This is a genomic window from Roseobacter sp. S87 (assembly GCF_055693285.1).
This window is the reverse complement of sequence record NZ_JBVFTR010000004.1, coordinates 1,606,176-1,621,990: the sequence shown is the minus strand read 5'-3', so window position 1 is coordinate 1,621,990 and position 15,815 is coordinate 1,606,176. Positions and strand designations below refer to the sequence as shown.

General features: G+C 61.3%; 18 protein-coding genes, 1 tRNA gene and 2 pseudogenes. 11 read left to right on the top strand and 10 right to left on the bottom strand.

From position 1 onward, the window contains the following. Positions 1 to 191: 191 nt before the first annotated feature. From ACZ1HA_RS09035 to ACZ1HA_RS09020, 4 genes and pseudogenes are all read right to left on the bottom strand, one after another. Positions 192 to 407 (bottom strand): hypothetical protein, encoded by a 216-nt coding sequence (locus tag ACZ1HA_RS09035; protein ID WP_375230843.1) that lies wholly within the window; start codon positions 405 to 407, stop codon positions 192 to 194. Continuing rightward, positions 377 to 1,114 (bottom strand): alpha/beta hydrolase, encoded by a 738-nt coding sequence (locus ACZ1HA_RS09030; RefSeq protein WP_472713597.1) that lies wholly within the window; start codon positions 1,112 to 1,114, stop codon positions 377 to 379. Before ACZ1HA_RS09030 ends, ACZ1HA_RS09035 begins: the two co-directional genes overlap by 31 nt. Before the next feature lie 156 nt (positions 1,115 to 1,270). After that, positions 1,271 to 2,675 (bottom strand): annotated as a pseudogene (gene glnA / locus ACZ1HA_RS09025) (type I glutamate--ammonia ligase). A gap of 48 nt (positions 2,676 to 2,723) precedes the next feature. Then, positions 2,724 to 3,062 carry a P-II family nitrogen regulator gene (locus ACZ1HA_RS09020; RefSeq protein ID WP_375230845.1) on the bottom strand — a complete coding sequence of 113 codons (339 nt, stop codon included), beginning with the start codon at positions 3,060 to 3,062 and terminating at the stop codon, positions 2,724 to 2,726. A gap of 164 nt (positions 3,063 to 3,226) precedes the next feature. On the opposite strand from ACZ1HA_RS09020, the pseudogene ACZ1HA_RS09015 reads away from it, so the two are divergent. Then, positions 3,227 to 3,838, top strand: a pseudogene (locus ACZ1HA_RS09015) (NAD(P)H-hydrate epimerase); the annotation flags it as partial. 206 nt (positions 3,839 to 4,044) lie between these two features. Further along, positions 4,045 to 4,839 carry an ADP-dependent NAD(P)H-hydrate dehydratase gene (locus ACZ1HA_RS09010; RefSeq protein WP_472713596.1) on the top strand — a complete coding sequence of 265 codons (795 nt, stop codon included), beginning with the start codon at positions 4,045 to 4,047 and terminating at the stop codon, positions 4,837 to 4,839. Here ACZ1HA_RS09010 and ACZ1HA_RS09005 read toward each other — a convergent pair. Then, the gene (locus ACZ1HA_RS09005; RefSeq protein WP_375230848.1) at positions 4,836 to 5,354 is read right to left on the bottom strand and encodes a Hint domain-containing protein; all 519 of its coding nucleotides are present in this window, start codon (positions 5,352 to 5,354) and stop codon (positions 4,836 to 4,838) included. The genes ACZ1HA_RS09010 and ACZ1HA_RS09005 overlap by 4 nt on opposite strands. 137 nt (positions 5,355 to 5,491) lie before the next feature. Between ACZ1HA_RS09005 and ACZ1HA_RS09000 the strand changes: the two genes are divergently transcribed. The 3 genes from ACZ1HA_RS09000 to aqpZ all read left to right on the top strand — a co-directional run bounded on the left by ACZ1HA_RS09000 (position 5,492) and on the right by aqpZ (position 7,898). Beyond that, positions 5,492 to 5,576 (top strand) — tRNA-Leu (locus tag ACZ1HA_RS09000). A 173-nt stretch (positions 5,577 to 5,749) separates the two neighbouring features. Further along, positions 5,750 to 7,081 carry a trigger factor gene (gene tig / locus ACZ1HA_RS08995; protein ID WP_472713595.1) on the top strand — a complete coding sequence of 444 codons (1,332 nt, stop codon included), beginning with the start codon at positions 5,750 to 5,752 and terminating at the stop codon, positions 7,079 to 7,081. Between the two features lie 127 nt (positions 7,082 to 7,208). After that, a complete protein-coding gene (gene aqpZ / locus ACZ1HA_RS08990) occupies positions 7,209 to 7,898 on the top strand; it encodes an aquaporin Z (RefSeq protein WP_472713594.1) in 690 nt (229 codons plus the stop codon). 99 nt (positions 7,899 to 7,997) lie between these two features. Here aqpZ and ACZ1HA_RS08985 read toward each other — a convergent pair whose 3' ends face one another. The 4 genes from ACZ1HA_RS08985 to rpsF form a co-directional block, all read right to left on the bottom strand. Beyond that, a complete protein-coding gene (locus ACZ1HA_RS08985; protein ID WP_375227399.1) occupies positions 7,998 to 8,630 on the bottom strand; it encodes an alternative oxidase in 633 nt (210 codons plus the stop codon). Between the two features lie 152 nt (positions 8,631 to 8,782). Next, positions 8,783 to 9,439, bottom strand: a complete 657-nt coding sequence (gene rplI, locus ACZ1HA_RS08980) for a 50S ribosomal protein L9 (protein ID WP_472713593.1) — start codon at positions 9,437 to 9,439, stop codon at positions 8,783 to 8,785. Between the two features lie 10 nt (positions 9,440 to 9,449). After that, positions 9,450 to 9,677: a 30S ribosomal protein S18 gene (rpsR, locus tag ACZ1HA_RS08975; RefSeq protein ID WP_005982441.1), complete on the bottom strand. Its 228-nt coding sequence runs from the start codon at positions 9,675 to 9,677 to the stop codon at positions 9,450 to 9,452. 26 nt (positions 9,678 to 9,703) lie between these two features. Continuing rightward, the gene (gene rpsF, locus ACZ1HA_RS08970; RefSeq protein WP_472713592.1) at positions 9,704 to 10,057 is read right to left on the bottom strand and encodes a 30S ribosomal protein S6; all 354 of its coding nucleotides are present in this window, start codon (positions 10,055 to 10,057) and stop codon (positions 9,704 to 9,706) included. Between the two features lie 258 nt (positions 10,058 to 10,315). Between rpsF and ACZ1HA_RS08965 the strand changes: the two genes are divergently transcribed. Then, positions 10,316 to 10,813 carry a hypothetical protein gene (locus tag ACZ1HA_RS08965; protein ID WP_375227402.1) on the top strand — a complete coding sequence of 166 codons (498 nt, stop codon included), beginning with the start codon at positions 10,316 to 10,318 and terminating at the stop codon, positions 10,811 to 10,813. Between the two features lie 114 nt (positions 10,814 to 10,927). Continuing rightward, positions 10,928 to 11,497, top strand: coding sequence for a YceI family protein (locus ACZ1HA_RS08960; RefSeq protein WP_472713591.1), 570 nt, complete (start codon positions 10,928 to 10,930; stop codon positions 11,495 to 11,497). Positions 11,498 to 11,579: 82 nt separating this feature from the next. On the opposite strand, the gene ACZ1HA_RS08955 is transcribed toward ACZ1HA_RS08960, so the two are convergent. Continuing rightward, positions 11,580 to 12,776 (bottom strand): cytochrome b/b6 domain-containing protein, encoded by a 1,197-nt coding sequence (locus tag ACZ1HA_RS08955; protein WP_472713590.1) that lies wholly within the window; start codon positions 12,774 to 12,776, stop codon positions 11,580 to 11,582. 155 nt (positions 12,777 to 12,931) lie between these two features. Here ACZ1HA_RS08955 and fabD point away from each other — a divergent pair, with 155 nt between their 5' ends. The 4 genes from fabD to ACZ1HA_RS08935 all read left to right on the top strand — a co-directional run bounded on the left by fabD (position 12,932) and on the right by ACZ1HA_RS08935 (position 15,798). After that, positions 12,932 to 13,864 (top strand): ACP S-malonyltransferase, encoded by a 933-nt coding sequence (gene fabD, locus ACZ1HA_RS08950; RefSeq protein ID WP_472713589.1) that lies wholly within the window; start codon positions 12,932 to 12,934, stop codon positions 13,862 to 13,864. 13 nt (positions 13,865 to 13,877) lie between these two features. After that, complete coding sequence (gene fabG, locus ACZ1HA_RS08945) at positions 13,878 to 14,615, top strand: 3-oxoacyl-ACP reductase FabG (protein ID WP_472713588.1); 738 nt, start codon at positions 13,878 to 13,880, stop codon at positions 14,613 to 14,615. 252 nt (positions 14,616 to 14,867) lie between these two features. Continuing rightward, on the top strand, positions 14,868 to 15,101 hold the full coding sequence (locus tag ACZ1HA_RS08940) for an acyl carrier protein (RefSeq protein WP_375227407.1): 234 nt from the start codon (positions 14,868 to 14,870) through the stop codon (positions 15,099 to 15,101). 163 nt (positions 15,102 to 15,264) lie between these two features. Beyond that, a complete protein-coding gene (locus ACZ1HA_RS08935) occupies positions 15,265 to 15,798 on the top strand; it encodes a GNAT family N-acetyltransferase (RefSeq protein WP_375227408.1) in 534 nt (177 codons plus the stop codon). Positions 15,799 to 15,815: the final 17 nt, after the last annotated feature.

The window sequence follows — 15,815 nt, the reverse complement described above, 5'->3', positions numbered from 1 at the left end:
TGTAAGTCGCAGAAGAACACCAGGTGTCCGCATTGCCGGTATCATTTGCGACCCTGAGGGATCAGAAACCGAATGTCAGATCATGGCTTCACCGGATATGCGGACGGCAGGCGCCATGAGCCCCGAACGCGCAGATAATGCGGGCAGGTCAGTTCTGCAAGTGTTTTGACGCCGATGAGGCCGGTGCCCGGTCAGTCGTCGAGGATAAAGTCACCGTGCGGGCCATCATCACGCGTCGGCATGGCGTCTGCGGCGGTGCCGCCGATGGTCAGACAGAGATCGCGATAGAAAGCGTCGTTCTCAAACCACCAGCGGTGCGACCGCGCTTTGGTCCGCTTGCCGGAGGGGACGTCGCGCAGGAACTGGGCGGTGCAGTTCACATCGAACTGGTTGGATTCCGTGGCCACAGGAAGGCCATCGCGCCCCGCACGTTTGCGGAACCCGTCCGTGAATGCAGAGATGGGCAGAACGCCATCCTCGCCGCTGTAGTAATTGGTGAAACGCCTGCAGCGGTGCCTGAGCAGCAGGGCGGCCCAGGCCCCCGGCCCAGCCATTTGCGCGCGACATCGGCCGAGGCAAAGGTGATCTCGTTAACCTTCCAGGCACCGGAGCCCGGACCCGCCGCATCGTCAAACACCGACAGCCCACGCAGCACAGCATAGGCCCCCATGGAATGGGCGATCAGGTTGATCTTCGGCCGGGGCGACATTTTCAGCAGCGGCAGAATGCCGTCCGAGAACATGAAATGCGCGGTTTCCTTGACGCGGTTTCTGTCGTGGTCATAGGAGAAAATGCCACCATCGCTGGGCCAGTCCCAGGCAATCAGCGCGCCCCGATACCCGTTATCTTTCAGGCCTTTACGTATTTTTGCCAGACGGCGCAGCATATCCGACTGGTTGGTGTTGAAGCCATGCACATAGATCGTGATCTCGTTGGTATCGCCCTCGGCGCGCACCTGCGCCAGCCAGTCCGACTGGCTGATGGTCCCGCCGCTCCAGCGCCCCCGGCTGTCGGGCCCGCTGGTCAGCTGCACATACCGGGTCAGCGTCGCGGTGTTGCGCGTAAATTTTTTGGTAGATGCGTTATACGCACGGCGGGTGAAAAACAGTGTCATAACCGGGCTCCTGAAAAATCATCATTAAATAAGGTTAATGATGCACCAGCCGGGCCGCTTTAATCAACTGCAGGTCGTACGTATGAAAAAGGCGCCCCCGGAGGGACGCCTTTATCTGATGCAGGTGCTTTGTGAACAACCCCGCTGATCGTCAGATCAGCAGCTGTAGTACATGCCGAACTCAACCGGGTGGGGTGTGTGTTCGTATGTCTCGATCTCTTCCATCTTGAGCTCGATGTAGCCTTCGATCTGGTCTTTGGTGAAGACATCACCGGCCAGCAGGAAGTCCATGTCGGCTTCCAGTTCCTCGACCGCTTCGCGCAGGCTGCCGCAGACAGTGGGGATACCGGCCAGCTCTTCGGCGGGCAGATCATAGAGGTTCTTGTCCATGGCTTCGCCCGGATCGGTCTTGTTCTTGATGCCGTCAAGGCCGGCCATCAGGAGCGCTGCAAAGCACAGGTAGGGGTTTGCCGCCGGGTCGGGGAAACGGGCCTCGACGCGCTTGGCTTTCGGGCTTTCGGTCCACGGAATACGTACACAACCAGAGCGGTTACGTGCGGAATAGGCGCGCAGCACCGGTGCTTCAAAGCCCGGGATCAGACGCTTGTAGGAGTTTGTGGACGGGTTGGTGAAAGCGTTCAGCGCTTTGGCGTGCTTGAGGATACCACCGATGAACCACAGGGCCTCATCGGACAGGTCCGCGTATTTGTCGCCTGCAAAGAGCGGCTTGCCGTCTTTCCAGATCGACATGTTGCAGTGCATGCCGGTGCCGTTGTCGCCATAGATCGGCTTGGGCATGAAGGTGGCGGATTTGCCGTAGGCGTGGGCCACGTTGTGGATCACGTATTTGTATTTCTGCAGCTCGTCGGCCTGTTTTGTCAGGCTGTCAAAGATCAGACCCAGTTCGTGCTGACAGGACGCCACCTCGTGGTGGTGTTTATCGACCTTCATGCCCAGACGCTTCATGGTCGAGAGCATCTCGGAGCGCAGGTCCTGGGATCTCGTCTGTCGGGTTGACCGGGAAATAGCCGCCCTTGACGCCCGGACGGTGGCCCATGTTGCCCATCTCGTAGTCAGTGTCTGTGTTCCAGGACGCGTCCACAGCATCAACTTCGTAGGATACTTTATTGATGGTGTTGGAGAATTTTACGTCGTCAAACAGGAAGAATTCCGCCTCGGGACCGAAGTAGGCCACATCGCCGATGCCGGAGGATTTCAGGTACGCTTCCGCTTTCTGGGCGGTCGAACGCGGGTCACGCTCATAGGCTTCACCGGTGTCCGGCTCAACAATGGAGCAGTGCAGACAAACGGTTTTTTCAGCATAGAACGGGTCGATATAAGCGCTGTCCACGTCGGGCATCAGCTTCATGTCGGAGGCTTCGATGGACTTCCAGCCAGCGATGGAGGAGCCGTCAAACATGAAACCTTCCTCAAGGAAGTCCTCATCGACCTGGTCTGCGATCACGGTGACGTGCTGCAGTTTGCCGCGCGGGTCGGTAAAGCGGATGTCGACGTAGGCCACGTCCTCATCGGCAATCATCTTGATCAGTTCTTTGCTCATTCTCGGATATCCCTCCTGGTTGGAATGAATGTGTTTGCGCGCAAGGTCTTACAGAGCGTCAGACCCGGTCTCGCCTGTGCGGATCCGGATCGTCTGTTCGACGGGTGTCACGAAAATCTTGCCATCGCCGATTTTCTCGGTTTTCGCGGCCGATACGATGGCGTCAATGGCGGCGTCGACCATGTCGTCGTCCAGCACGATCTCAATTTTGACCTTGGGCAGGAAATCGACAACGTATTCAGCGCCGCGGTACAGTTCAGTGTGCCCCTTCTGGCGGCCGAACCCTTTGACCTCGATCACAGACAGGCCCTGAACGCCGACGTCCTGAAGGGCTTCCTTCACCTCGTCGAGCTTGAATGGTTTGATGACAGCTTCGATTTTCTTCATCCTGGCCTCCCTTGCCGCAGTCCACGTCGCTCAGATCATTTAGCTCTGGCAGCGTCCATGGATTGCCGTATCATCGGGGGAGTGCGGATAATTTTGGCGCAGGAGCGCGCGAATTTTGGGCATGTTGCACATTTTTTAATCGAAACTGAATCGCCGGGACTGAAATGACCGAATTGCTGACGGCAGAACAGATGCGCAACCTCGAAAAGCAGGCCATCGATTCCGGTGCGGTGAGCGGTCTGGAACTGATGGAACGGGCCGGGCAGGGCGTTGTCGACGCGGTATTCGCCAGGTGGCCCGACATGGCTGAAATGCCGGGCAGGGCGGTGGTTCTCTGCGGTCCGGGCAACAACGGCGGCGATGGTTTTGTAATAGCGCGCCTGCTGGCGGAGCGGGGCTGGGAGTGCGCTGTGTATTTCTTCGGTGAGGCAGACCGCCTGCCGCCGGATGCGCGCACAAATTTTGACCGATGGTCAGCCATGGGGGACGTGCGGCCCATGCAGCGCGCAGAGATCGCAGCGGGCCCCGCGCCGGATCTGATGATTGACGCGGTCTTTGGCATCGGACTGACGCGGGCCCTGCCGGGCGCGGTGGCGGAGGTGCTGGATCACGATATGCGGGCGGCCTGGCCCGGAGCGCCGGAAGTGCGAAAAGTGGCAGTGGACTGTCCGTCGGGGCTGAACCTCGACACCGGTGACGTTCCGCAGGAGGCGGCGGGCGTGGCCTGTTCAAACGTCGCGGACCTGACCGTGACCTTTCAGACACCCAAGCCGGGGCATTACCTGGCGATGGGGCCTGCAGTCTGCCGCGAGCTTGTCGTTGTGGACATTGGTGTTGGCAGGGACATTACATCGGTCAGCGCGCCGGGGGCCCTGCGCCTGTCTGTCCGAACAGCGGCCCCCGGCGCACCCGATCCGGACTGGCCACTCTCGCAACTGCCGAAAACGCGGGGGGCGCGCACAAATACGACTACGGCCACGTCGTGGTTTTTGCGGGCGGTGTCGGGCGCGGCGGGGCTGGTCGGCTGGCGGCGCGGGCCGCGCTGCGGATCGGAGCGGGGCTTGTCACGCTGGTCTGTCCCAAGGCCGCGCTGCAGGAAAATGCGATGCGGCTGGATGCGGTGATGCTGCGGGGGCTGGATGATCCGGCGTCGCTTGCGCAGGTTGCCGACGACCGCGTCAGCGGGTTCTGCGCTGGCCCGGGCATGGGCGTCGGCGTGCGGACCCGCGACATGGTGTGTGCGGTGCTGCGCCGCGACGCCGGTGCGCGCGACGGGCGCAATCCTTGCGTTGTTCTGGATGCGGATGCGCTGACCAGCTTTGCAGAGGATCCCGATGCCCTGTTTGAGGCCGTGCACGCGCGTACCATCCTGACCCCACATGAGGGAGAATTTGCGCGGCTGTTCCCGGACCTGGGCCAGTCGGAACGCGGCAGCATGTCCAAAGTGGATGCCGTGCGCGCGGCTGCGGCGCGGGCGGGCTGTGTTGTGCTGCTCAAAGGGGCGGATACGGTGATCGCATCACCCGATGGCGAAGCCTGTCTGCATGCGGCCTGTTATGATCGTGCGGTCCCCTGGCTTGCCACCGCAGGGGCGGGGGATGTGCTGGCCGGTGCGATTGCCGGTGTGGCGTCCTCACCGCTGTCGCCTGATCTGCTCCCGTCGGCCGAAGCCGCCGTCTGGCTGCATACCGAGGCCGCGCGCGCGTTTGGCCCGGGGCTTATTGCGGAAGATCTGCCGGAGGCGCTGCCCGGTGTTCTGCGGGGTCTTCAGGCTTAGCGGGCGCTGGCAAAAGGCGCCTCGGCATAAACTTCGCCGGAACCCACTTCCATGCCATCGGCACAGAGAACCTTCGCGCCATTGCAATAGATCCGGTAAAGCGTCATTGGCGCCAGCCCGATGTCGCGCACATATTCACCGTCAACCAGACTGAGCGCCGGCATCCATGCAGACCGCAGTCCGGTAAAGGCCATGGCACGCCAGTCACGGATGCGCACCGGCTGTCCGGCGGCCAGCAGAGTATCAGACGAGCGCCTGGCATGACCCAGCGATCCGGCAATGACATAGACACCACGGGCGATCACGCTGTTCATCTCGATGCGCCGGACTTCGGCCATCACGGCACCGGGGCTGACGAGGCGGTCGCCCGGCACCAGAGACTGTACCGGAACCTCGCCACGCAGTGTCAGGACACGCGCGCCATGAACGAGGCCTGATGCAGTGTTTTCTGCGAGTGCGCAGGTGGCGGTTGCTGTGTTGCCTCGTGTATGCTCCGGATGTTCCTGTGCAGACATAACCCGTCCTTGCCATTAACCATAATCAGTCTGTACGCGGACTGGATAACAACTGCTTAACAGCCACGAAATTTTTTGCTCTCGCCAGCGTGCGACTGGTTTGCTAGGAGACGGACGCGGACCGGCTGGTCCGATGTGCGGGCGTGGCGGAATTGGTAGACGCACCAGATTTAGGTTCTGGCGCCGCAAGGTGTGGGAGTTCGAGTCTCCCCGCCCGCACCACAGCCGCCGCGATACAGGGCCGCAGCGCCCCTGGCCCGGCCGGCCGCTGACCGCCCGGCGCCCCCCGATCCGCATGCACGCAAAGCGCCTCTTGCACCTTGTGCCCGTCCCACTTAGAAGGGCGCAAACCGACGCGCGCCCCGGGCGGCGCGCCCTATTCTTATGGAGCACACATGCAGGTCACAGAGACGCTGAACGAAGGTCTGAAACGCGGCTATGCCATCAAGGTCACCGCGGCGGAGCTGGAGGAGAAGGTCAACGAAAAGCTGGCCGAGGCACAGCCCGAAGTTGAGATGAAGGGCTTTCGCAAAGGCAAGGTTCCGATGGCGCTGCTGAAAAAGCAGTTCGGCCAGCGTGTCATGGGCGAAGCGATGCAGGAAAGCATCGACGGCGCGATGAACGAGCACTTTGAGAAATCCGGTGACCGTCCGGCGATGCAGCCGCAGGTCAAGATGACCAACGAGGACTGGAAAGAAGGCGACGACGTCGAAGTTGAGATGTCCTATGAGGCGCTGCCGGAGATCCCGGAAGTTGATTTCTCGGCTGTGAAGCTTGAGAAAATGGTCGTGAAGGCCGAGCAGGAAGCCATCGATGAGGCGCTGGGCAACCTGGCCGAAACCGCGCAGGACTTCAAAGCCCGCAAGAAAGGCTCCAAAGCCAAAGACGGCGACCAGGTCGTGATGGATTTCGTCGGCAAGGTCGACGGTGAGGCCTTTGATGGCGGTTCCGCCGAAGACTACCCGCTGGTGCTGGGCTCCAACTCTTTCATCCCGGGTTTCGAAGATCAGCTGACCGGCGTGAAAGCGGGCGAGGAAAAGGCCGTGACGGTGACCTTCCCCGAGGATTACCAAGCAGAGAACCTCAAAGGCAAAGAGGCAGTTTTTGACTGCACCATCAAAGAGGTCAAACAGCCGGTTGCCGCCGAGATCAACGACGAGCTGGCCACCAAATTCGGTGCCGAGGATCTGGACGCGCTCAAGGGTCAGATTTCCGAGCGCCTGGAAGCCGAATACGCCGGAGCCGCACGTGCGGTGATGAAGCGTTCGCTGCTGGACGCGCTGGACGACATGGTTGATTTCGACCTGCCGCCCGCGCTGGTTGATGCCGAAGCTGGCCAGATCGCGCACCAGCTCTGGCACGAGGAAAATCCGGATGTGGAAGGCCACGACCACCCGGAAATCGAAGCTACAGATGAGCACAAAAAGCTGGCATCGCGCCGCGTGCGTCTGGGTCTTCTGCTGGCCGAGATCGGTCAGAAGGCCGAGATTGAGGTCACTGACGCCGAGATGACCCAGGCGATCATGGCGCAGGCGCGCCAGTACCCGGGCCAGGAACGCCAGTTCTTTGAGTTTGTGCAGCAGAACCAGCAGATGCAGCAGCAGCTGCGCGCGCCGCTCTTTGAGGACAAGGTCGTGGACCACATCTTTGAGGGTGCTTCCGTGACCGACAAGGAAGTCAGCAAAGACGACCTGCAGAAAGCCGTTGAGGCGCTCGACGACGAATAAACGGAATCACCGTTTTCCGATCGGGGGCCGGCGTTCATTGTGACGCCGGCCCTTTTCTTTTCCCCGCAAATTTCAGGTTTCGTCCGGGTAACGTCCGTCCAAACAAAAAATCAGACAGGGCGTGGACATGACAAAGAAACTGATGGCCGAGTTCTTCGGCACCTTCTGGCTTGTGCTGGGGGGCTGCGGCAGCGCGGTACTGGCGGCGGGCGTCGCGGATGTGGGGATCGGCTGGCTGGGCGTCAGCTTCGCCTTTGGCCTGACGGTCCTGACGATGGCCTATGCTGTGGGCCACATCTCGGGCGGTCACTTCAATCCGGCCGTATCGCTGGGCCTGATGATCGGCGGGCGCTTTCCGGCCCGCGATCTGCTGCCCTACTGGGTTGCCCAGACGGTGGGCGCGTTTGCAGCGGCTCTGGTGCTCTATATCATTGTATCGGGTGGTGCAGGCTATGAGGGACCGGGCGGGTTTGCCTCCAACGGCTATGGTGCGGCATCGCCTCAAGGCTATTCCGTGATGGCCGTCCTGCTGACCGAAGTGGTGATGACTGCGTTCTTCCTGGTGATCATCCTCGGCGCCACATCCGCGGGAACGCCTGCAGGGACGGCGCCGGTGGCCATCGGTCTGGGCCTCACACTGATTCATCTGATCTCGATTCCGGTCTCCAACACCTCTGTGAACCCTGCGCGGTCCACTGGCGTGGCTCTCTTCGCCGAAGGACCCGCGATGGAGCAGCTGTGGCTCTTCTGGCTGGCGCCGCTGGCGGGTGCTGCCATTGGCGCACTGATCTGGAAGCTGATGACGACCCGCGACTGACAACTCCGAACCCTTGGGGAGGGGCTGGCGACGATCGCCAGCGGAAAGCGCCGCGTCCCGTGCAAGGTCGCGGCGCTTCTTTGTTTCCGGGCAGACCCGTCAGGCCGCCAGTTCGTCGGCCATTTCGTGGTTCCGGTCACGGTGGCCTGCCTCGTCGGCGCGCACGGCAATAATCACATCGCGCAGGGTCGCGGCGTCGCCCAGTTTCCAGTAGTCGATGGCCAGCTGCGGGGCAGGCACGTTTTCGACCGATCCCGCGTCGACCTCTGCCAGATACTGCGTGTAGCTGATCACCGCCTCTTCCTCGAGATAGCCCACGACGCGGTGAGCGGTGCGTGGCGCAAAGAGATAGAGGAAGAAGTAGAGGTTAAAAAACACCGCCTGACCGCCCATGATCAGATAGCGCTCCATGCGGCTGGGCTGTGCCACCTCAATGAAGGTCATCAGATGCATACGCTCGTTCTCGGCCTCGTCGAGCAGCTCACGCACCCAGCCTTCATCATCGCGGATGGTGCGCAACGCCTTGAGGTGCTGCAGCAGGCCGCCCACCATGCCGGGCACGGCCGCCACTGTTTCCAGAACCACGGCGCGGTGCCCATAACGCTTGGCGAAAAAGCGGTCGGCGAAAACGCGCATGAATTTCACCAGCTTCAGCGCGAAACGGTCTTTGAAATCCTTTGGCTCAGTGTGTTGAAACAGAGCCTGGTCGTCGTTCGGAGTAATGTCAGTCATGGATACCTTTCCCTTTCAGTCAGGTATCTGGGGTGCCGCGCGGCCGGGACAAGAACTTGCGTCAATTCGCGCACTCCGGGAACCCTGCACGCAAAAGAAAAACGCCGCCCCCGAAAGGAGCGGCGTTTCCAATATTCAGACTGTCAGGGGGTTCACGCCTTGCCAGCTGTGTCTTCCTGATCGCCGGAGGCAGCGTCTTCGCCTGCGTCCGCGGTTGCAACGCCGGCAGCTTCTGCCAGGTCTTCGTCGTCAGACGCCGCGGCGCCGATGTCGTCGAAGAGCTCCTGGATTTCGAAGTCTGCTGCTGCTTCTTCCTCAGCGGCCAGTTCCTGAATGGATTTGCCGGAGGCCTGAAGCTCTGCCTCTTCGGGCGAACGGGCAACGTTCAGCTCGATGGTGGCGTCAACTTCGGGGTGCAGAACGATCTGAACCGAGTGCAGACCCAGGTCTTTGATCGGTGCCAGAACAACCTGCTTGCGGTCCACGGAGAAACCGGCCTCGGTGGCGGCTTCTGCGGCGTCACGGGTGGTGACGGAGCCGTAAAGCGAGCCGGAGTCCGATGCGGAGCGAATCACGATGAACTGCTGACCGTTCAGTTTCTCGGCCAGAGACTCGGCTTCTTTGCGGGTCTCAAGGTTGCGGGCCTCAAGCTGTGCTTTCTGTGCTTCAAAGGCTTCGATGTTGGCTTTGGAGGCCGACAGCGCTTTGCCCTGGGGCAGCAGGAAGTTACGGGCGTAGCCCGGCTTGACGTCCACGACTTCGCCCATCTGGCCAAGTTTGGCGACGCGTTCGAGAAGGATAACCTGCATGATGTTCTCCTTACTTCACAGCGTAGGGCAGCAGCGCGAGGAAGCGGGCGCGTTTGATGGCACGGGCCAGTTCGCGCTGCTTCTTGGCAGAGACTGCGGTGATACGGGACGGGACGATCTTGCCGCGCTCAGAGATGTAGCGCTGCAGCAGACGTGTGTCCTTGTAGTCGATCTTCGGCGCGTTGTCGCCCGAGAAGGGGCAGACCTTGCGACGGCGGAAAAATGGTTTTGCGGCCATGGGTTATGTCCTCTTGCTCAGGTTGATCAACGGCGCTCGCGGCGACCGTCGCGGTCGTCACGTTTCTGCATCTGCACCGACGGCAGCTCTGCGTGTTCGTCGACCTTGATGGTCAGAATACGCATGACGTCGTCATGCAGACGCATCAGGCGTTCCATCTCCTGAACGGCCGGTGCCGGAGCATCCGAGCGCAGGAAGGCGTAGTGGCCCTTGCGGTTTTTGTTGATCTTGTAGGCCATCGTTTTGACGCCCCAGTACTCGTGATCCACGAGCGACCCGCCGTTGTCGGACAGGACAGCACCAAAATGTTCGATCAGCCCTTCGGCCTGCGTGTTGGACAGATCCTGACGCGCGATCATGACATGCTCATAGAGTGGCATGCGAACTCCTCATTTATATCAGGGCGCATTTCAAAGGCAGGGCCATTTCCCTTCTGCGGCCCGGCCACGAGAGACTGCGCGGTTCAGATAGTTGCAGAAGGAAGTGCTGCATATACACGGTCTGTGCCACAGCGCAAGTACCGTTGCGGACACGGCTGATACCATGCACGCGTGCCGGGAAATCGCCCCGGCACAGCCCGTTTCGCGTCATATTCCGGTCTTTTTTGGCCCGTTAACTCTTTGTTAACCAGGATGAGGATGACCGACATGATCAGTGCCACGAATGCTGCCGGCTTCAAAGCCATTGCCCCACAACCCGCACGTATGCTCGATGGCGGGCGTATGGTCCTGCGCGGCGCGCTGGGTCTGGTCGGAGCCGCTCTTGTTCTCACAGCCGTAGGCCTCTGGGTGGCACCGGGCGCCGACTGGAGCCAGGATCTGATGCTGATCAAGCTGCTGGCATCCGTTGTGGGCGGCATGGCGGGCATTGCCTTTCTGCAAAGCGCTGTACGCCCGAATGCACCGCGCGTTGAGATCGACACGATCCGCCACGAGGTGCGTCTGGTCCGGACCCGTGGCCGTGATCGCTGGGTGCTGGACCGCTGCAGCTTTCAGGATCTGACCCGCGTGGAAAACTGTGGGGCGCATGTGCAGCTCTGGGGCCGCAATGACACGCTGCTGGCCGAAGTGGCCGCGACTGATCGTGTGGCGCACCGTTCGCTGGTGACAGCCCTGCGCGTGGCAGGCAAGCTCTGAGCGGATCACCGCCGGTTGTTCACCTGCGCGCACGTTCTGTTGAATTCTGACTGATTGTCTTCGGGTAATGCGGTGCCATGTTTGCACGACAGTGACCCAACCCGGAGATATACTATGAAATCCCTTATTCTTGCGACCGCACTGACGGCTGCTGCATCAATGGCAACCGCTGCTGAGAAATATGTGCTGGACGCCAGCCACAGCCAGGTCGTCTTCAGCTATAACCACCTTGGCTTTTCCACAACCTACGGCATGTTCTCGGGCTTTGAGGGCGAGATCATGTTCGACCAGGACAACCCCGCAGCATCTTCCGTAACCGTTGCCATGCCCGTGATGAGCATGTTCACCGGCTGGGAACAGCGCGAAGGCCACTTTATGTCCGGCGACTTTTTTGATGCTGAAGAAGGCGACATGATTACCTTCACATCGACCGGTATCGAAGTGACCGGCGATAACACTGCCAAAATCACCGGCGATCTGACCATGAACGACACCACAAAATCCGTCGTTCTGGACGCAAAGCTCAACCAGACAGGCGATCACCCGCAGGCAGGCAAGCCCTGGGCCGGGTTTGACGCAACCACAACCGTGCTGCGGTCTGACTTTGGTCTGGGCGCTTTCGCACCGTTTGTGAGCGACGAAGTTGAGGTCATCATCTCCATCGAGGCGATGAAGGCAGGCTGATCCGCCACCTCACTGAAAAGAAAAACCCCGCCGGTCCGGACCGGCGGGGTTTTTTGTTGCGGCCCGTGCAGGGTCGGGGCGGTCAGCCTTCTGTAGCGGTCAGGTTCACAGTGACGCCGACGCTGAACCCCAGCGAGCTTTCGTCTTTCTGGCTGTCGCCGATGGCGAAGTCGCGGCGGTCGAGCGTCGTTTCACCCTGCATGACCGCGACACCATCCGCCACGTCCAGTGTAAAGGGCAGGGTAACCGGGACGCTGGCCTCTTTGATGGTCAGGGTGCCCTCTGCCACGTAACCGCCATCCGTGCGCAGGATATCGGCGGTGAACTGCGCGGTCGGGAAAGCGGTTGCATTGAAGAAATCCGCGCCCAGGGCTTGCGATGTCACAGAGCCGAGGGTCAGGGAGCCCACCGAGATGGTCACATCGACGCTGCCTGCGGGCCCTTCGGTCACTGTCTCGTCAAAGCTGATGGCTGCGGTCCAGTCAGCGAAGCTGCCTGTGACGTCAGAGCCGAGCTGTTTCACGACAATCGAGAGGGTGCCGTCCTCAACGGCCCAGTCGGACTGCACATCCTCCAGTGCGGCGGCCTGAACGGTGTCGCCGTGCTGATCATAAACGCCAAGCGCTGAACCGGTGGCGAGGGCCCCGGCCCAGACAACGACAGCCGCGAGAACGGGCAGGACCACGCGGTGCGCTCCGGTCACATCCGGCACCACCGGGCGGCCCGGCAGCATGCGGCGCAGGGTGCTGTCGCGGTCAATCAGGTGGTGCTTCAGCGCACCGGCCGCATGCAGCAGGATGGAGGCCGCAAGCACCCGCTCAAACACGATGTGCAGACCGGCGGTTGTGGCGGCCAGGCTTTCAGATTTGGGCACCAGCGGCAGGTTCTGGCCAAAAGGCCACCAGATCGGCGCGAACCCGGCGGTTGCCGCGTGGTGGATCCAGCCCGACAGCGGTACCAGCAGCAGCGAGCCGTAAAGAAGCCAGTGTACGGTTTCTGCCGCCAGGCTTTCGAGTTTGCGGTCCGGGTGCAGCAGCGCCGGTTTCGGCTGGCTCAGCGCCCAGGCGATGCGCGCGAGGGCCACAAAGAACACCGTCACCCCCAGCGTTTTGTGCAGGGAGAAAAGCCAGGCTTTGCGCGCCAGTTCTTCGGACGTGTCATAGGGCAGACCGTTTGCATAAATACCCAGCGGGATCAGCGTGATGATCAGCAGGGCGGTCAGCCAGTGAAAGGTTTTGGTCACGCCACCGTAGTGCGTGGCTGTATTGGTCAGGGGCATTTCAGCTCTCCGGTCGGGTCATTGGTGAACATAGGGTAAGCATTGATGCTGTCACCACAATCTGCCCTCACGCACAGAGAATGCGCGCGGCAGCGTTGCCCTTGACGTGCGGGCAGGCTAATCCATGCAGTAACAGAAAATAAGGGGCGTGAGATATGAGCATCGCATTTGTTTTTCCCGGGCAGGGTGCCCAGACCATCGGCATGGGCCGTGCGCTGGCCGAAGCCTGGCCCGCGGCACAGGCCGTTTTCGACGAGGTTGATGAGGCGCTGGGGGAAAAGCTGAGTGCTCTGATCTGGGAAGGCGATATTGAGACGCTGACGCTGACCGAGAATGCGCAGCCCGCGCTGATGGCCACCTCCATGGCCGCCCTGCGCGCGCTGGAGGCCGAAGGTCTGGGTATGGACAAGGTGAGCCATGTGGCCGGTCACTCGCTGGGCGAATATTCCGCGCTGGCGGCGGCAGGCACCTTTTCGGTGGCTGATGCAGCACGCCTGCTGCGTACACGCGGGCTGGCCATGCAACAGGCGGTGCCGGTGGGTGAGGGCGCGATGGCCGCCGTGCTGGGGCTCGATTTCGATACGGTCACGCAGGTTGCGGCTGATGCAGCCGAAGACGGGGTCTGTCAGGTCGCGAACCAGAATGATCCCGCGCAGAACGTGGTCTCTGGCACCAAAGCGGCTGTTGAGCGCGCCTGTGTGCTGGCCAAGGAGGCGGGAGCGAAACGCGCGCTGATGCTGCCGGTGTCGGCACCGTTCCACTGCGAACTGATGGCACCTGCCGCCGAAAAGATGGCCGAAGCGCTGGAGACGGTCACGATGAATGCGCCCGCTGTGCCGCTGGTGGCGAATGTGACCGCCGAAGCGGTGACCGATCCGGCGGAAATCCGCAGGTTGCTGATTGAACAGGTGACCGGTCAGGTGCGCTGGAGTTCTTCGGTGTCCTGGATGGCGCAGAATGGTGTGACAGCATTCTGGGAAATCGGCGCAGGCAAGGCGCTGAGCGGCATGATCCGCCGGATTGCAAAAGAAGCGGGTACCCGGAATATCGGCGCGCCGGATGACATCAAAGCGGCCCTTGAGGCCTGAGCGGGAGAGAAAAATGTTTGATCTGACAGGAAAAAATGCGCTGGTGACCGGTGCTTCGGGCGGTATCGGTGCCGAGATTGCGCGCAGCCTGCATGCCGCCGGGGCCACCGTCGGTCTGTCGGGGACCCGCACGGAGCCGCTTGAGGCGCTGGCGGCCGAGCTGGGCGAGCGCGCACATGTGCTGCCCTGTAACCTCAGCGATATGGACGCGGTGGACGCGCTGCCGAAACAGGCCACAGAGGCGATGGGATCGGTTGATATTCTGGTGAACAATGCGGGCATTACCCGCGATAACCTGTTCATGCGTATGTCAGATGAAGAATGGCAGTCGGTGCTGAACGTGAACCTGACGGCGACCTTCCGCCTGTGCAAAGGCGTGATGCGCGGCATGATGAAGGCGCGCTGGGGCCGGATTGTAAACATTTCGTCCGTGGTTGGCGCCACCGGCAACCCCGGTCAGGCGAATTATGCGGCCTCAAAGGCCGGGATGGTCGGCATGTCCAAGAGCCTGGCCTATGAGGTCGCAAGCCGCGGTATCACGGTGAATGCGGTGGCACCCGGCTTTATTGAAACCGCGATGACGGACAAGCTGAACGACGACCAGAAGTCAGGTATCATGGGCCAGATCCCGGCGGGCCGCATGGGGACACCGGGTGAAATTGCCGCCGGTGTGCTTTATCTGGCGAGCCCCGAGGCGTCTTATGTCACCGGCACAACCTTGCATGTGAACGGCGGTATGGCCATGTTATAAGCCGTGCCGGCCCGGGCGCACCGGGCCTGCACAATCTGTTTGCCATCCTTTCAGCTTATGCTAGAGGGAGCGCGTAACGGAATCGACCGCCGAGCTATTGCAGGCGTCACCGTCCCGGTGTTCTGACAGGTGTCATGACGGACCGGGCAAGAGCCGCCCCTTTTGGGGCATACGCGGCCACCATCCTGCAGAGCGGGGGCGGTCGCAACCAAAGGGGGCCTGAGACATGGCCCGAAAGAATGAGGGATTGATATGAGCGACATCGCAGATCGCGTAAAGAAAATCGTTGTTGAGCACCTTGGTGTTGAAGAAGATAAAGTAGCCGAGAATGCGTCGTTCATCGACGATCTGGGCGCAGACAGCCTCGACACGGTTGAACTGGTGATGGCCTTCGAAGAAGAGTTCGGCATCGAGATCCCCGATGACGCGGCCGAAACCATCCAGACATTCGGCGATGCGGTGAAGTTTATCTCCGGAGCATCCTGAGTCCGGACCGGGTCAGCCCGGTCTGTGAGCACAAAAGGCGCCTTCCCCCGCGGAGAGGCGCCTTTTTTGTGCGCGGTGTTCCGGGGGCTTGAAAGAGGCCCCCGACCTGCGCCATCATCACGCCCAGAGAGCGAAAAGCTCCAGTATTTCTGAGGCTCGGGACATGTCGCGCACGATTCCCACGATAAATACACAGCGCCTTACCCTGCGCGGTATGCGCGCAGAGGATTTCAGCCGGTTTGCTGAGATATGGTCCATGCCGGAGGTGGTGGAGTATATCGGCGGTGAACCCTGGCCGCGCAGCAAAGCCTGGGCTGCGTTTCTGCGCAATGCCGGGCACTGGCAGATCACCGGTTTCGGGCAGTGGGCGATCCACCGCCACCGCGCGACCGACATGTCGGGCCAGGCCGGATTCTTTTACGCCAAACGTGATCTGGGCGAAGATTTCGACAGTTTTCCCGAGGCGGGCTGGGTTCTGGCTCCCGATGCGCACGGTGAGGGGTTCGGGATGGAGGCGGTCCGCGCTGCCCATGACTGGTTTGACCGTGTGATCACCGGGCAGCTCGTGTGCATGATTTCACCGGAAAATACCGGATCCTTCCGTATTGCGGAGGCGATGGGCTATCGCCATATGCGGGATGCAGAGCTGGACGGGGATCCGGTCACGCTGCTGGTGCGCAAAGGGCCGCCGCAATAGAAGGTCGCTGCAGGGCA

Excerpts from the sequence above, each read along its gene's own strand:
- aqpZ (WP_472713594.1), top strand. The coding sequence starts at position 7,209 with ATGACAAAGAAACTGATGGCCGAGTTCTTCGGCACCTTCTGGCTTGTG.
- ACZ1HA_RS08960 (WP_472713591.1), top strand. The coding sequence starts at position 10,928 with ATGAAATCCCTTATTCTTGCGACCGCACTGACGGCTGCTGCATCAATG.
- fabG (WP_472713588.1), top strand. The coding sequence starts at position 13,878 with ATGTTTGATCTGACAGGAAAAAATGCGCTGGTGACCGGTGCTTCGGGC.
- ACZ1HA_RS08965 (WP_375227402.1), top strand. The coding sequence starts at position 10,316 with ATGACCGACATGATCAGTGCCACGAATGCTGCCGGCTTCAAAGCCATT.
- ACZ1HA_RS08985 (WP_375227399.1), bottom strand. The coding sequence starts at position 8,630 with ATGACTGACATTACTCCGAACGACGACCAGGCTCTGTTTCAACACACT.
- fabD (WP_472713589.1), top strand. The coding sequence starts at position 12,932 with ATGAGCATCGCATTTGTTTTTCCCGGGCAGGGTGCCCAGACCATCGGC.
- ACZ1HA_RS08940 (WP_375227407.1), top strand. The coding sequence starts at position 14,868 with ATGAGCGACATCGCAGATCGCGTAAAGAAAATCGTTGTTGAGCACCTT.
- ACZ1HA_RS09020 (WP_375230845.1), bottom strand. The coding sequence starts at position 3,062 with ATGAAGAAAATCGAAGCTGTCATCAAACCATTCAAGCTCGACGAGGTG.
- rpsF (WP_472713592.1), bottom strand. The coding sequence starts at position 10,057 with ATGCCACTCTATGAGCATGTCATGATCGCGCGTCAGGATCTGTCCAAC.
- tig (WP_472713595.1), top strand. The coding sequence starts at position 5,750 with ATGCAGGTCACAGAGACGCTGAACGAAGGTCTGAAACGCGGCTATGCC.
- ACZ1HA_RS08955 (WP_472713590.1), bottom strand. The coding sequence starts at position 12,776 with ATGCCCCTGACCAATACAGCCACGCACTACGGTGGCGTGACCAAAACC.
- ACZ1HA_RS09030 (WP_472713597.1), bottom strand. The coding sequence starts at position 1,114 with ATGACACTGTTTTTCACCCGCCGTGCGTATAACGCATCTACCAAAAAA.
- ACZ1HA_RS08935 (WP_375227408.1), top strand. The coding sequence starts at position 15,265 with ATGTCGCGCACGATTCCCACGATAAATACACAGCGCCTTACCCTGCGC.
- rpsR (WP_005982441.1), bottom strand. The coding sequence starts at position 9,677 with ATGGCCGCAAAACCATTTTTCCGCCGTCGCAAGGTCTGCCCCTTCTCG.
- rplI (WP_472713593.1), bottom strand. The coding sequence starts at position 9,439 with ATGCAGGTTATCCTTCTCGAACGCGTCGCCAAACTTGGCCAGATGGGC.
- ACZ1HA_RS09005 (WP_375230848.1), bottom strand. The coding sequence starts at position 5,354 with ATGTCTGCACAGGAACATCCGGAGCATACACGAGGCAACACAGCAACC.